Here is a 13,032-nt window from a genome sequence, read left to right as displayed (position 1 = left end):
AGTAAAGGTAATGACCGCCAATATGAGCAATACCATAAACCTTGATCATTTCACTTTACCGGGCGCCCAGTCCGAAGTGAAAGCTGCTGCGATTCCAGAGAAAAAACACTGGAAGGTTCAGGACAGGATTATCCAGGTCACACGGGATGGGCGAACTCATACATACAGCCGCTTTAACCAGCGATACCTGGAGGTAAAAACTACTGACAGAAAAGGGCGGGAGGTTGAGGCAGTGATTGATATGTCTTTTCTACAATCCCGGCCAAGAATCGTGAAGGATTTTAAGTGGACACTCTGGTTATTGTCTTCACTATTACTGGCCTGGACGATCACCGTATTTGCCGTCACAGATATCGATCCGTTATGGCTGATTCCAACCCTGCTTTTAAGTTGTTTAGTCGCGGCTTTGGCAGTTCGCCTGAAGGTGAATAAGTACGAATTCCTGGCTGTGGGGAGTGAGATTCCCCTGTTTAGCCTGGAGGCCAATCAGCCAAACAAGGATACGGTGAAGTCTCTGGTTATCAAGCTTCAGGAGAACATAGAGGAAGCCAGACTCAGTTTGCCGGGAGGCAAGCAGCTAATCCCTATCGCGGTAACCGAAATGCGACGCCTGTATAAAGAGGGGCTGATCAGTCAACAGGATTACGAAACCATCAAATGGTATTTATTCCGGAATTGAAGCGATCGGCAGGGATGCCTGACAGGGATGTCTATTTTTTTATTTGTTGGTTCCGAGCCTTTATCTTTCAGCTATTCAGCTATTCAGCTATTCAGCTATTCAGCTATTCAGCTATTCAGCTATTCAGCTATTCAGCTATTCAGCTATTCAGCTATTCAGCTATTCAGCTATCCGGCCTTGCTTTGCCAGTCTTGAACCTTCACGCATAACCCTTTGGCGACCAGTTGCGTACTTGGCAGGCCGTTGGAGGAACCTCCTGCTGATTCAATAGAAACAATCAGGTGTTCGGCGTTCTTGATGAGCGCCCACTCGGGCTTGGTCAGATTTTTCTCAACATGTCCCTTCAGTTCCAGTACTCCCAGACTGGCCGTGCTGCCATCTTCACGAGAGACAGCCCAAAGCTGGAGAGTGGTGTTGTCCGGTACCTGAGGCTTCTTGAGTATGTCGAAGGACAGGAGTCGATCCGTTTTCTTCAGTGTCGCGACCATAATGGCTTGGGCATTGGTATCTTCCAGTACTGCCACATAGTTAATACCGGTAGGAGAAACAACGGCCGGTGATGTGATGACAGTCGATACGGAAACAACCCCAATAACCAGCGCAATAGAAAGAGCCGCCGCAGACAGATACTTGTAGAATCTGAGTTTGCTGAGAAGTTTTTCAATGACCTGGTCCGAAGTATGGTTAATCGCTGCGGTAATTCTGGACCAGGTTCTTTTCTGGGGAGACAAAGGCTTGGTCGCCTCGTGAAGCGGCTGCATCTTGTCTTCCCACTGGCGAACCCGTTTTGCGATATCCGGGCGTTCCCCCATGATTTTTTCAAACCGGCTGCGGGCTTTGCCACGCATGGTTCCGACGACATAGCTTGATGCCAGCCGATCCTGGAGCTCAGGCTCTTCGTATCTCAGCGACCCAGGCATTGTGCTAACCTCCCAAGGCCTCGCTTGAGCCAGGCTTTGACAGTATTGATGGGTTTCTCAATATGAATGGCAATGTCTTCCCGGCTATAGCCATAATAATAGGCCATTAAAATAGCATTTCGATTTAATACGTCCAGAGCCTGCAGGCATTTATGCAGCCGGTTATTACTGTCTTTGTGCAATATCTCAGCCAGTGGAGAACCCGAGACATCGGAGTTAAACAAAAGTTGGATCTCCTGATGCTGTTCCCGTCGCTTTTGCTCGCGATTTTCGGATTTCAATTTATCCAGCGCTCTGTAACGCAGTAATGAAGTCATCCAGGTCATGGGTTCGCTGAGGCCACGTCGATACTCACCGGCTTTGTTCCAGATCTGGAGAAAGGTTTCCTGTAATACATCGTTGGAAAGGTCTGCATCATGGAGCAAAATCATGGCGACACCGTTCAGCTTTGGCGATACTCTCTTGTAGAGTTGTTCCAAGGCTTCCTGATCTTTGAGTGCTATTCGGGCCAACAGCTTTTCAAGTACGTCCGGGTCGAAGGCTTTTTCCATGACAATTCCAAACCACGCCCCACCCTGAGGCGTTAGCCCAGGGCAGGGTACATTCGTTACTGGATCATTTTGGCAACATGATCAGGTAACTCCGAGAGTAATGCAAACCGTGGCGGGGTGGTTGTCAGGTCCAATACCTCAACATTGTCGACTGCGTCACCATTTGTAGTGACTTTGGGAGCGCAAACCACGTATTCAACATCCTTGGTGCTGATCGCAACGCGCAAGCCGTCATCATCTGTTCTGACGCCAGCTTCAAAATCCTCAGCCACGCCTCTCAATGTAAATCTGACGATATGGTCGAGATTCAGCAATTCCAGCTCCGTAGCGTTGGTGCCGCTATCCACGATAGTACAAAATCCGGGAGAGGTTGAAACGCTGACCACCGGGGAATTATTTTCATCCAGGAAAATACCGTCAAAGTCCTGGCTGCCATCTCTCCCGGGTGGATTGACGTTAAAGAAGGGGGCTCCTTCGGTCGTACCGTCGCTATCCCGCTGCTCACCGATAAGTCCCAGAATCAATACGTCGGTGCCTTCGCCTCCATTGAACAAGTCGCTACCGTCACCTGGTGCCCAGATGAATACGTCGTCGCCTCCGTTTCCAAAAGCGCGATCCCGATTATCTGCGCCTTTGTTGTCACCATCAACGCTGGAGTTAAAGTCTTCGGTTCCGCCGATCAGGATGTCGTCGCCGGAAGCGCCCAGCAATACATCCACACCCAGACCGCCGATCAGGATAGAATCTTCAGACTCTTCTGCCTGGAGGATATCGCCGGCACGCAAGCTTTGATTGGAAGAGCCTCCAGGACCGCCAGGATTGAAGGAAAGCAGCGCCGAGCTCTTGGTATTCAGATCATTACCCTGGAGTAAGGTAAAGCTCTTCGCATTACCGGCGCTATTGTCCTCGTCATCATTTCGGTTGACGCCATTATGATCTGAACAGCCGCTGACAATCAGCGTCATTAAGAAAGTGCTAATCAATGAGTGTTTGGTGCTAATCATGTTGATTCCTTGATCTATTGTGACTCGATAGAGATAAAAAGTGTGTTGGCGACTTCAATGCGAATAATCGAAGTCGCTTATTTCAATTCAGGGATCTCGACACGAGACGTACTCGCGGCAGTCTCCGGCAAGCTGTCGAGCGATACCTTTTGTGGAGGTGTCTGAGTCAAATCGAACGCTTCTATTTCTGTTCCGTCTCTTGAGGCACAAACCAGGAACTCGGTGTTTTTCAGGTGTACTGATATTCTTAAACCGGTGTCCAAGGTGCTTTGATCGATATCTGGATCAGCGGCTACGGCGGTTTCAAAGGCATTGGCGGGACTGCGCAGGACAAATTGAACCAGATGATCAATATTTAGTGGGGTCAGATCGCCATTGGCGTTATCAATAATTTCGCAGAAACCGGGAGCGGCCAGAATATCGATAGTTGGGACGATACTGCCGGGTTCGGTAAATATACCGTCGAAGTCTTGGCTGCCGGGAGTCCCGGGGGGGCTGACGTTGAAGAATGGAGCGCCATCAGTCTCGCCTGATTCATCGGTGTTTTCTCCAACCAAAGTGACAAGCAGGATGTCCTCGCCTTCCCCGCCATCGAAAAAGTCGTTACCGTCACCGGGAGTCCAGACGAAAATATCATTGCCCTGACCGCCAAAAGCGCGGTCACGATTAGAGCTGTTAAAGTCCTCAGTACCGCCAATAATGATGTCGTTTCCTGCGTAACCGAAGAGCACATCAATTCCCAAGCCTCCGATCAGCAGGTCTTCGCCTTCAGTACCATAAACCACATCACCAAACTGCAGGCTCTGGTCGCCACCGCCGTTTGTCCCCCTGTTTGCGGAATACAGCTGGTTGATTGCCTCATTGGCACCGTTGGCGGAATTCAGGTCGTTACCCACCACGATGTCGGCCCGGCTATACAGAGATGCGCCTATTAGAGCGAGGGAGAGCGCGGTCGCCAACAATGTCTGCGTCATATTCATACATTTACCCATTACGTGTTTTCCAATTTCAAATAAGTGGTTGAAAGTTGTTGTTGACGGCCGTCTTCCCATTTACGACACCGCATGAAGAAAAGTTACATTGAGCGTGAATTTTTTATGGGGAGGCTTGGGGTGAGATAATCGCTATTACAATATTTACCTGTAACTCAAACTCCAGGCGCAGACGAATCAAGCCAATCAATAAGGCTGAACAGGCAGGTTAAGAGGCTTGATAGGGTGGGGCAGAGACTCCGGCGGAGCCTCTGGGGGGATAAATACTCTTTAGTTAAACTTGCCCTTAGTTAAGCTCGAATCATCCCGGAGGACTCATTCGGCTCTGACTGAGGAGTTCCTGTGGGCATATGGTGCTCCAATTCGCGCAGGTTCTCGCGGATTTCAGTTGCGATACCGGCAAGGTTGTTCAATGTCGCCTCAAATGCCTCGTAGTCTTTTGACTGCATATCCTGGGTGGAACTCAAAATGAGGTAATTGGAACTGGGGTCGTAGCTAACCGCAGCGCCTTGGGTAACCTGTTGAAACAGATTGAGCGCCAGACTGTTGAGCAAATAAGCTTCGCAGTTTTCCTGCGGCAGCTCCATAATCTCTGAGGTGAAATAGACCTTGCCGCTAATATCGGGGACGTAAATACCTACCTGGTATCCATCTTCCGATGCAAGAACGCATTGGTCATTTTCATCCAGTCTGAAAGTTGCTCCAGCATCTTTTCCCAACAGACCAAGCCATTCATTAATATTTTCTGTAACTGACATGTTTTTCTCCATTCGTTAGTTAGTGCATTGGGAATTAGTATTGGACTGGTTGGAAACCTGTCCCAGGATTGTCCGAGACGCTTCCCAGTGTCGCTAACTCTTGTTCCGCATTTTGGTTAGCAATGTCAGGATCACCATTGAAGTAAGCTTCTACTCCATTTAACAGCTCGACCAAGGAATGCCCGTCATTTGAGTAATCCAATCGCTTATCGAGCCAATGTTGTGCTACTGCTAATGCAGCGGTTCTGGATTGTGGCTCATCCATACCCATGACTTCACACTGCTGCATCACTTTCATAATGGTGGCAGAAGAGCCGAACATGGTTGTCGGTAATTGATTCCCCTGAGCTGTCGCTCCGTGAAGAGCGTTGTTCCTTTCACGTATCCCCTCATAGATAGCGTTAACTGCTCCTCGAATATTTCCATGCGTCAGGTTATGCCAAAAATGAAATGGATGACGTGAACTCTCGTGAACGCCGGGAGCCATGATGTTGTGAGTTTGCCGATTTTGGATTTGGGCTGCTGCGGCTCTCGTTGTCGCTTTATCAGCGTCAGTGACGATGACCGCTAACCCTCCCAAAATGTGAATAGCCTTGTCACTCATGCCGTTTTGTCTGAACTCTGCCTGAAAGGCTTCCACTGCACCGGCAGGGCTTAATTGATGGAAGATATCATGCAGTCCATAGGAAAAGGTTGAGCTGTAGGCATTGACTCGATTTTTGACTTCAGGTGGCATCGCCTCCACTCGTGAACACAGCAATCCAGCAAATAGCTCCAGATTGTTCCGAGCATTAGGGGTTTCACCTAGCAATTTTTCTACTAGGGCCCGGTCTCTCTCCCAGGCCGCTCTTGTGTTGGTGTTGTCCAAATGCTGATTGGCTACAGGGCTTTGGGCAGGCGCTGTGTATTGCTGTTGAAGTCCCTGAACAAAGGCTCGTTTTGGATACGTAGGGTTATGAACAGGAATTTGAGGCGGAGGCACATTACCTCCCCCGGTCATCTGATTCCAGACAGTCGCTGGGAAATTCTGGATGGCTTCCTTCATATCCCGGAAAGGCGTAATGGAAGATAGCATTAATCGGCCCTCTTAGTGTTGGTGGAAACATCAGCATAAGGACCGTTGCCAGTGAAGAAATATATCAGTCGATCTAAATTCCAGGCGTGTTCCAATTATTCCTTCGTGCTGGTTTGATAAAAGAACTCTCCTCTCCAATATCGGATATCTGTGACAAATACATCGGTAGGCTGATATTGCCTGTTCACTTCAAAACCTAATCTAGCCCTAACCAAAGTTTCTCCATGAGGCTGCAAGGCCTCCACAGATGATGGGTAAGATGATGAGGCGGGTACTGTCACTAATCGTATTGGTAATCCTGTTTTTCGGTGCTCAGGCGCATGGTGCCGGCTGGCCCTGGGCGAAGCTCAGTTATGCCCATTACGCGGAGAACGAGCCCATCCGGGAGCTACTGCAACAGTTTGCCTCCAGCATTAATACCCCCATCGTTATCAGCGATAAAGTTCAGGGAGTGGTCAATGGGAATTTTGAGAAAGCTTCCGCCAGGGATTTCATTGACCGGCTGGCCAAAATTCACAGCCTGCTCTGGTATTACGATGGCCAGGTCCTCTATGTCTACGACACCAGCGAAGTGGAGACTGATCTGATACACCTCCAGTCTGTTTCTTCCCAGCGATTAATTAACACGTTGGCGGATCTTGGTGTTCTGGATCGGCGTTTTACTTTAAGAGCGATCGTGCAGGAAGGAATTGTGATGGTCTCCGGGCCTCCCCGGTATACACAGTTGGTCAGGGAGGTTGCTGATATTTTGCTACAGAGCGAGGATAACCCGACCAACGATGTTTATGTTGTCAGGGTATTTGAACTCAAGCATGCCTGGGCAGACGACCGTCGAATCGATACTGATGGGCAGCAGGTTCTTGTTCCCGGCGTGGCCACAACCCTGCAGTCTATTCTCGGTCGAAGCATTCCGGAGACTGAAGTTGTTTCCCCGCCATCCAGAACAGTGCCAAAACTGAAAGGAACAGGGTTGGTTCAAGAGCATAGCCGTTCTGATGACACCCGGAATAATAATACGCCTTATAGTGGGCCGCACAACGGAGATGGTAGCCGTTCTGGAGGCCAGGAAGCATCAGGTTATGTGGTGGCCAATGAGCGGCTGAATGCGGTGATTGTCCACGACCGCAAATCAAAGATGCCTCTGTACGAAGAGCTTATCGCCTCACTGGATCAACCTCGGGGCCAGGTGGAAATTGAGGTATCCATTATTGATGTCAGCACGGACCGGCTGGATGAAATGGGCTTCGAATGGCAGATCAATGGCAGCAACGGTAGTTTTACCAATGCGGATTTTTCTGAGAGCGTCCTGCCACGTCAGGTGAATGAGCTTTCGTTCATCGTCGGAGAGAGAGCCAGTTTTTCAACGTTACTGGACAATACCCAGGATCTCTTTCTCACCCGCATCAGAGCCTTATCTGAAGAAGGCGATGCCAGTGTCTTATCCCAACCCACCATCCTCACCCAGGACAATATCGAAGCGGTTCTTGATCACAGTACGACTTTCTATGTCCGTCTGGTGGGGGAGCGGGAGGTGGACTTATTCCCGGTATCCGTGGGCTCAGTGGTTCGTGTGACGCCGCATATTGTGAAGGATAGTGATCGCTCACAAATCCAGTTGGACATCAATATCGAAGACGGGCAACAGACTGGTCAGGCGGTGGATGAAATTCCCGCTATCAGCAAGAGTGTTATCAACACTCAGGCTCTGGTGAATGATCAGGGAAGTCTTTTGGTCGGAGGGTATTACTTTAACCAGGATACAAATTCCAGTCGCAAGATCCCCCTGTTAGGTGACATTCCGGTTCTGGGTCATCTATTCAGAACCGACGGTAACCAGTTGCAGAAAAAGGCCCGCCTGTTCCTGATCTCTCCCAGAATTATCACCAGTGATGATCCTCATCCGGAACTCAATGGTGATGCGGAGACCATTATCAGGGATTACCGGGAACAGATGTCTCTGACCCCGGCCGGTAGTTGTGACAAGCCTCATCCACGTCATGGGACGCTTAAATAGACCGGTGGATGTATGTCTTCAGGTTCAAGGGTGGAGCATCGTAAATCCATAGACATTGGCTTGGGGCACTGGAAAAACAGGACAGGAATCTTCGCCCGCAAGTTGAATCATCTAAACATTAATCAGGCAATCAGACAGCCATGAGCAAAGCGAAATGGATTATCAAGCTACTCTCCGGACCCCATGCGGGGGCGGAAATGCACCTCGAAAACAGGATGTATCGGGTTGGGCATTCTGACGAGTGCGATATTGTGATTCACGATCGAATATTGCCGGCAGAGGCATTCCAACTGGAAGTGAGCGATACCATCAGATTGCTCTGTGAGGATGAATCTCTGGTCTTGAGCACCCATGGGTCACCGATGTCAGAGAGAGCAATACAAATTATCGCATTTGAGGTTTATTCCGTGGGCTTGCTCCATTTTTGTTTCGGACCATCCGATTCAGGATGGCCGGAGATTCAGCTTCCCGGACTGGAGAATGTCGCCGGGGATAATGGAGATAGTGCCCAGAAAAAAGAAGCGGGAAACTCGCTGGAGGTTATTGAAAAAAGAACAGCTAGCACGCAACAAGCGGGAGATGGTTATGGCTATTTCAGCCGTTCCAAAGTGTTCATTAACCTATCGATATTTGTTTTCTTTGTCGCTTGTGGCGTGGTGTTTAACAGTAGCCGGCTGGACGCAGGAATGGTGATGCCTGCGAGCATCATTGATGTTAACGAAGTGGTTCTCAGTGAGCCTGGGTTTGAAGGGCTTGAGGCCATTCATCAACCCTCTGCGTCGAACTCAAATCAGTGGCTGGTAAGGGGATACGTCCACTCATTCACGGATACAGGTCGATTAGAAAAAAAGCTGCAGACCCTGAATATTCAATACGATTTGGATATCAGAAGCATGGAGGGCATTCAGCGTTCCACCGAAACCCTTCTGAAACAGTTCGACATGGACAATTTGGTGGTCGCCATTGGCGTGCTGCCAGGTGAACTGAGTATCAGCGGAGTCCAGCAGGATTTAGCCAAATGGCAGCGGGTAAAGGCGCTTCTGCTGGCTGATATTCCCGGGCTGACAGCTATTTCTGATCAGGTGGAGAATCCGGAAAGCCGCCTTGCGATGCTGCAGCGGTGGATTAGGGAGGAAAATCTGGATAAGGAAGTGATCGTGAATGCCAATGATGGGCGATTATCCATTTCCTCCGAAATCCAGCTGGAAAACTCGGAGGCCTGGCAACGAATCAATCGCAAGTACCATGACCTTTTTGGCAGCTCAATTGATGTGGCTGTCATGGCTGATAACAGACCGGTGATTGATATCCGTGGTGTCAGTCTTGGATCTATCCCCTATGTCGTGCTGGCGGACGGTCGCCGATATGGTCTCGGATCCCACCTGAAGAACGGGTTCTACCTTGAGCTGGTGCAGGAGGATGCGGTGGTCCTGAAGCGAGGTAAGGAGTTAGTGAAATACCGGGTTGGGGCTGGCGCTGAGTAGCCGGGATATGGTCTTGAATAATCAATATTGCGGTAAAGAGCCATGAACGATAGTGAAACTCGAACACACGATGAGTGGCTCCGGCTGCTGCAGGACTATCAGCGGAGTCTGAAATTGAGGCTGAAGACAGGATGTAAGCCGTCAGAATTCAGAAAACTGGCGAAACTGGAAGAGGCGGTGGATCTGGTGATCTGCCGGATGAAGAAAAACGGAACCAGAGGTGATTAACATGGCGTTTAACTTTGAAGCAATTAACGAGTCAATGGGGCGGCAGGCAACTTTGAAAGAGGACGAACTAAGGTCGTTTGCTGAAAGTATGGATCCTAACAGCTCAACAGACCTGATTCGTTTTCAACAAAAAATTCAGGAATGGGGACTGCTCAATAACCTACACAGCACAACCATCAAATCCCTCAAGGATACGTTCGCCAGCATCGTTCAGAAAATGCAATGAACCCGATCACCGAAGTCGATACGGACAGCCTTGTACTTCAAAAGCTGGCAAATGAGGCCTTTGACATGATGCTCAGTGGTGACATTGATCAGGCTGATAAAGTCTTCACGGCCATTGATCTGATCAGACCCGGTAATCGGCCGTCAGCACTGGGGCTGGCTATTACGGAAATGCTGCGTTCCCGTGTGTGTCGCGAGTTGGGCATGCCGACGGCTGAGTTATCGGATGACCCTATATTGTGCTGTTTCATAGGGTTGGAATGGCTTCAACAAGGCAGGACGGCAGACGCCAGGGCGATATTGGAAAGCGTGTCAGTAAGTGGAGAAATCGTTTCAGCCCGTCTGGCGCGCAATATCATGACTTATGAATTGGATCGGGGATAAACCCGCCCATCAATGCAGGACAAGACAGGTGAAATATGGAGCCGATCAGTATTCAGTACAGTTTGAATCTTCTTAGTACCGAACAGAGCGCTGGCAATAATGTCGGTGCGGATAGTGTGGCCGTGGAGCAGTTCCAGAATAGTCTGCAGCAACCGGCAGACCCTTCTAGGCTTGGTGATGGAAATATAGATGCCGTGACCACAGCGGAAAGTGCCGGAAATTCTCTGGGAGACAAAGTCTTGCAGGGGTTACAGAACATGAAGTCCGGGTATGACCGTCAGGTAGGTGCAGTACAGGAATCCATGAATGGTACCGATCCCCTGAGAATCAATAGCATGATGAAGTTGCAATTTGATCTCGCCAAGCTGACTTTGCAGGGCGAACTCATCAATAAAACGGTCAGTAAAAGCACCCAGAACCTGGATACACTGCTTAAGAGTCAGTAGCCATGAAAGTCATTGCTGAAATACACACCCATTCCATGATGCTTTTTCGCCTGTTAGCTATGGCGTTGTTTATCCTGCTTTCAGGTTGCAATGAAGAACTATATTCAGGGTTAACTGAAAAAGAAGGCAATGAGATGCTTTCCATTCTCCTGGAGCGGGGAATCAACACCGAAAAGGTATCTGACCAGAAGGGGCAACTGGTAACCTTGATGGTAGACGGTGAGGATCTGTCGAGGGCGATCCAGGTTCTGAAAAGCCGAGGATTCCCGAGGGACGACTTTGCCAGTGTGGGTGAGTTGTTCAAGAAAGACGGATTGATATCCTCGCCCCTCGAAGAACGGGCCCGGTATATTTATGGGCTTTCACAGGAAATCGCGGCAACCCTGTCACAGTTGGATGGTGTCATTACAGCCAGAGTTCATGTTGTGATGCCCGAAGTTGAAGGCAAGAAAGCGCCTCTGAAAGTCTCCTCTGCGTCAGTTTTCATAAAATATGCCAGCAACGTCAATCTCGATGACTTTGTGCCGCAGATAAAAATGTTGGTCAATAACAGTATCGAAGGGTTGAGTTATGACAATATTTCAGTGGCCTTGTTTCCTTCCCAATCTGCTTCCAATGACCCGTCCCAGACGATGAACAGTGTCTTTTCCATCAGTGTGGCGGCCAGTTCTACAGACCGTTTATATACACTGATTGGCATTGTCCTGGTTCTGCTGACAGGCGCTCTGGCGGGCAATGTTTTGCTGTACCTGCGGATTAGAAAACGTGAGACCCACCTGATTCCAGCAGGTCAGGCTTAATCGGCTGACGGACTCATTGGTTAAGACTGAATGGCTAACTAAGGTAGAAAGGGGCGGAAAGGGATGGATAGAAAAGCGGAAAAGAAGGTGAAATGCCGATGATATCCAGTGATCTGCTCATTCTGATGGCCAAATTTAATTGGCTGCCTGCGAGTTATGTGGATGCCAGTTGGTTGACTCCGTGGCTGAGCCCTCCGCAGTTGGCTGCCATTACAGCGAACCCTGAAGCTACCCGAACCCTCAACCGTTTTCTGTTGGAGCAACCGGAAGTTCTTGAGGAGGTGCCAGCCGAATCGTTTGCTGATCCGATGCTGCAATTGCTATTGCTTCCCGGAAATACTTTCCGTCAGGTAGTGCTTTATGCCGGGCTTGCGCTGAATCATCACCGAATCAGACAGATTATCTGTGGCCAGCAACAGCGGGAAATCAAGAAAAGTCTGGGGATTCCAGGGTACCGTTTCGCGCTCGAAAGAGCGCCTTTTATGGCGGGATCACTGTGTAAGGCTATCAACCTGGATGAATGGGAGTTCCTGGGCGGGGAGGAGACCAGGGCAGCAGTATTTGATTCCGGGCTGAAGCTTCTGTCACTTGCTTCAAACAACCTGTTGAAGCCTGCCATACAGAGAATGCTCTATTTCTTCGATAAGAAAGATGCAGAAAAAATTCAATCCCAATGGCAGGTCGGATTCCGTGCCTATGTTAATGACGTTCATCAGATTCTCGAAGTCCAAGGGCGCGCCCAGGGTTTGCTGTTGAAGATCGCTCAGGAGATTAATCCACAATGGAAACCGGTTACAGTTTAATCAAGCCGCTGTCGGCAGGAGTCAATCCAAATGGCGGTATTATCAAGGCGGCTGATTATGAATCTCTGCTCGAAGCGAACAACCTGCTTGATGCTGCCAGAAAAGAGGCTGATAGCATCATGGCTCAAGCCAGACAACGGGCAGAACAAGTATTGCAGGATGGATACAAAGACGGCATCTCCATTGCCCGACAGGAGTGTGCCGAACGTTTGATTACCGCTCGTATTCGGGCCAATCAGATGATGCAGATGGCGGAAACGGATTTAGTGCAATTGGTCAAACTGACGCTGGAGCGAATACTTGGCGGGATCGACGACGAGCAGAAAATGATCGGCATGATTCAGTCCGGCCTCACCTCATTGAGAAATGATTACCGGGTTCTGATACGCGTAGCGCCTGAAATGGAAAATAAGGTAAAGGCCACTCTCCCCCAGATTAAGGAAAATCATCCCGGTGTCGAATATTTTGAAGTCGTTGCGGACACTCGGATTTCCCGCGAAATGTGTGTTCTGGAAGGCGATGCCGGCATTATCAAGTGCTCAATATCTGATCAGTTTGCCCGGCTGAACGAACTGATAGAAACTGCCTTGGGGGATCGGTAGTTGGTGAGAACATGGGGACTCCTTTTCGTCAGCAGGTGTAGAATAATCTAATGACGAATTTTGTTGT

Annotated in this window: 16 protein-coding genes; 10 read left to right on the top strand and 6 right to left on the bottom strand. The window is 49.4% G+C overall.

Annotation, left to right across the window (positions count from 1 at the left end; all coding sequences use genetic code 11):
• Positions 1–22 precede the first annotated feature (22 nt).
• Positions 23–679, top strand: a complete 657-nt coding sequence (locus BTA51_RS04970) for a hypothetical protein (RefSeq protein ID WP_141215542.1) — start codon at positions 23–25, stop codon at positions 677–679.
• A gap of 167 nt (positions 680–846) precedes the next feature.
• Here the strand turns inward: BTA51_RS04970 and BTA51_RS04965 are convergent, their stop codons facing one another.
• From BTA51_RS04965 to BTA51_RS04940, 6 genes are all read right to left on the bottom strand, one after another.
• Positions 847–1,599, bottom strand: coding sequence for an anti-sigma factor domain-containing protein (locus BTA51_RS04965; protein WP_094706314.1), 753 nt, complete (start codon positions 1,597–1,599; stop codon positions 847–849).
• Positions 1,584–2,150 carry an RNA polymerase sigma factor gene (locus BTA51_RS04960; protein ID WP_094706313.1) on the bottom strand — a complete coding sequence of 189 codons (567 nt, stop codon included), beginning with the start codon at positions 2,148–2,150 and terminating at the stop codon, positions 1,584–1,586. The genes BTA51_RS04965 and BTA51_RS04960 overlap by 16 nt, the downstream gene beginning before the upstream one ends.
• 56 nt (positions 2,151–2,206) lie before the next feature.
• Positions 2,207–3,154: a hypothetical protein gene (locus BTA51_RS04955; protein WP_094706312.1), complete on the bottom strand. Its 948-nt coding sequence runs from the start codon at positions 3,152–3,154 to the stop codon at positions 2,207–2,209.
• A gap of 77 nt (positions 3,155–3,231) precedes the next feature.
• A complete protein-coding gene (locus BTA51_RS04950) occupies positions 3,232–4,134 on the bottom strand; it encodes a calcium-binding protein (protein ID WP_168188062.1) in 903 nt (300 codons plus the stop codon).
• Between the two features lie 302 nt (positions 4,135–4,436).
• Positions 4,437–4,904: a CesT family type III secretion system chaperone gene (locus BTA51_RS04945; RefSeq protein WP_168188061.1), complete on the bottom strand. Its 468-nt coding sequence runs from the start codon at positions 4,902–4,904 to the stop codon at positions 4,437–4,439.
• Between the two features lie 34 nt (positions 4,905–4,938).
• Positions 4,939–5,979: a hypothetical protein gene (locus BTA51_RS04940; protein ID WP_094706309.1), complete on the bottom strand. Its 1,041-nt coding sequence runs from the start codon at positions 5,977–5,979 to the stop codon at positions 4,939–4,941.
• A gap of 247 nt (positions 5,980–6,226) precedes the next feature.
• Between BTA51_RS04940 and sctC the strand changes: the two genes are divergently transcribed.
• From sctC to sctL, 9 genes are all read left to right on the top strand, one after another.
• Positions 6,227–7,993 carry a type III secretion system outer membrane ring subunit SctC gene (gene sctC, locus BTA51_RS04935; RefSeq protein WP_094706308.1) on the top strand — a complete coding sequence of 589 codons (1,767 nt, stop codon included), beginning with the start codon at positions 6,227–6,229 and terminating at the stop codon, positions 7,991–7,993.
• A 140-nt stretch (positions 7,994–8,133) separates the two neighbouring features.
• The gene (gene sctD / locus BTA51_RS04930; RefSeq protein ID WP_094706307.1) at positions 8,134–9,477 is read left to right on the top strand and encodes a type III secretion system inner membrane ring subunit SctD; all 1,344 of its coding nucleotides are present in this window, start codon (positions 8,134–8,136) and stop codon (positions 9,475–9,477) included.
• A 42-nt stretch (positions 9,478–9,519) separates the two neighbouring features.
• On the top strand, positions 9,520–9,705 hold the full coding sequence (locus BTA51_RS04925) for a hypothetical protein (RefSeq protein WP_094706306.1): 186 nt from the start codon (positions 9,520–9,522) through the stop codon (positions 9,703–9,705).
• Between the two features lies 1 nt (position 9,706).
• The gene (locus tag BTA51_RS04920) at positions 9,707–9,931 is read left to right on the top strand and encodes an EscF/YscF/HrpA family type III secretion system needle major subunit (protein WP_094706305.1); all 225 of its coding nucleotides are present in this window, start codon (positions 9,707–9,709) and stop codon (positions 9,929–9,931) included.
• On the top strand, positions 9,928–10,314 hold the full coding sequence (locus BTA51_RS04915) for a hypothetical protein (RefSeq protein WP_094706304.1): 387 nt from the start codon (positions 9,928–9,930) through the stop codon (positions 10,312–10,314). Before BTA51_RS04920 ends, BTA51_RS04915 begins: the two co-directional genes overlap by 4 nt.
• A gap of 35 nt (positions 10,315–10,349) precedes the next feature.
• Positions 10,350–10,760 (top strand): type III secretion system inner rod subunit SctI, encoded by a 411-nt coding sequence (gene sctI / locus BTA51_RS04910; RefSeq protein WP_094706303.1) that lies wholly within the window; start codon positions 10,350–10,352, stop codon positions 10,758–10,760.
• Between the two features lie 2 nt (positions 10,761–10,762).
• On the top strand, positions 10,763–11,560 hold the full coding sequence (gene sctJ / locus BTA51_RS04905; RefSeq protein ID WP_094706302.1) for a type III secretion system inner membrane ring lipoprotein SctJ: 798 nt from the start codon (positions 10,763–10,765) through the stop codon (positions 11,558–11,560).
• 92 nt (positions 11,561–11,652) lie between these two features.
• Positions 11,653–12,363, top strand: a complete 711-nt coding sequence (locus tag BTA51_RS04900) for a SctK family type III secretion system sorting platform protein (protein WP_094706301.1) — start codon at positions 11,653–11,655, stop codon at positions 12,361–12,363.
• Positions 12,342–12,965, top strand: a complete 624-nt coding sequence (sctL, locus tag BTA51_RS04895) for a type III secretion system stator protein SctL (RefSeq protein WP_094706300.1) — start codon at positions 12,342–12,344, stop codon at positions 12,963–12,965. The genes BTA51_RS04900 and sctL overlap by 22 nt, the downstream gene beginning before the upstream one ends.
• Positions 12,966–13,032 lie beyond the last annotated feature (67 nt).

Source organism: Hahella sp. CCB-MM4, from assembly GCF_002260525.1.
Lineage (GTDB): Bacteria > Pseudomonadota > Gammaproteobacteria > Pseudomonadales > Oleiphilaceae > Hahella.
The sequence above is the reverse complement of the archived record's forward strand: the minus strand, read 5'-3'. Positions and strand labels throughout refer to the sequence as shown.

What these genes read in the sequence shown, in the direction of transcription:
- sctI (WP_094706303.1), top strand. Translation starts at nt 10,350, where the DNA reads ATGGAGCCGATCAGTATTCAGTACAGTTTGAATCTTCTTAGTACCGAA.
- BTA51_RS04945 (WP_168188061.1), bottom strand. Translation starts at nt 4,904, where the DNA reads ATGTCAGTTACAGAAAATATTAATGAATGGCTTGGTCTGTTGGGAAAA.
- BTA51_RS04950 (WP_168188062.1), bottom strand. Translation starts at nt 4,134, where the DNA reads ATGAATATGACGCAGACATTGTTGGCGACCGCGCTCTCCCTCGCTCTA.
- sctC (WP_094706308.1), top strand. Translation starts at nt 6,227, where the DNA reads ATGATGGGTAAGATGATGAGGCGGGTACTGTCACTAATCGTATTGGTA.
- sctJ (WP_094706302.1), top strand. Translation starts at nt 10,763, where the DNA reads ATGAAAGTCATTGCTGAAATACACACCCATTCCATGATGCTTTTTCGC.
- BTA51_RS04920 (WP_094706305.1), top strand. Translation starts at nt 9,707, where the DNA reads ATGGCGTTTAACTTTGAAGCAATTAACGAGTCAATGGGGCGGCAGGCA.
- BTA51_RS04940 (WP_094706309.1), bottom strand. Translation starts at nt 5,979, where the DNA reads ATGCTATCTTCCATTACGCCTTTCCGGGATATGAAGGAAGCCATCCAG.
- BTA51_RS04915 (WP_094706304.1), top strand. Translation starts at nt 9,928, where the DNA reads ATGAACCCGATCACCGAAGTCGATACGGACAGCCTTGTACTTCAAAAG.
- BTA51_RS04965 (WP_094706314.1), bottom strand. Translation starts at nt 1,599, where the DNA reads ATGCCTGGGTCGCTGAGATACGAAGAGCCTGAGCTCCAGGATCGGCTG.
- sctD (WP_094706307.1), top strand. Translation starts at nt 8,134, where the DNA reads ATGAGCAAAGCGAAATGGATTATCAAGCTACTCTCCGGACCCCATGCG.
- BTA51_RS04970 (WP_141215542.1), top strand. Translation starts at nt 23, where the DNA reads ATGAGCAATACCATAAACCTTGATCATTTCACTTTACCGGGCGCCCAG.
- BTA51_RS04900 (WP_094706301.1), top strand. Translation starts at nt 11,653, where the DNA reads ATGCCGATGATATCCAGTGATCTGCTCATTCTGATGGCCAAATTTAAT.
- BTA51_RS04925 (WP_094706306.1), top strand. Translation starts at nt 9,520, where the DNA reads ATGAACGATAGTGAAACTCGAACACACGATGAGTGGCTCCGGCTGCTG.
- sctL (WP_094706300.1), top strand. Translation starts at nt 12,342, where the DNA reads ATGGAAACCGGTTACAGTTTAATCAAGCCGCTGTCGGCAGGAGTCAAT.
- BTA51_RS04960 (WP_094706313.1), bottom strand. Translation starts at nt 2,150, where the DNA reads ATGGAAAAAGCCTTCGACCCGGACGTACTTGAAAAGCTGTTGGCCCGA.
- BTA51_RS04955 (WP_094706312.1), bottom strand. Translation starts at nt 3,154, where the DNA reads ATGATTAGCACCAAACACTCATTGATTAGCACTTTCTTAATGACGCTG.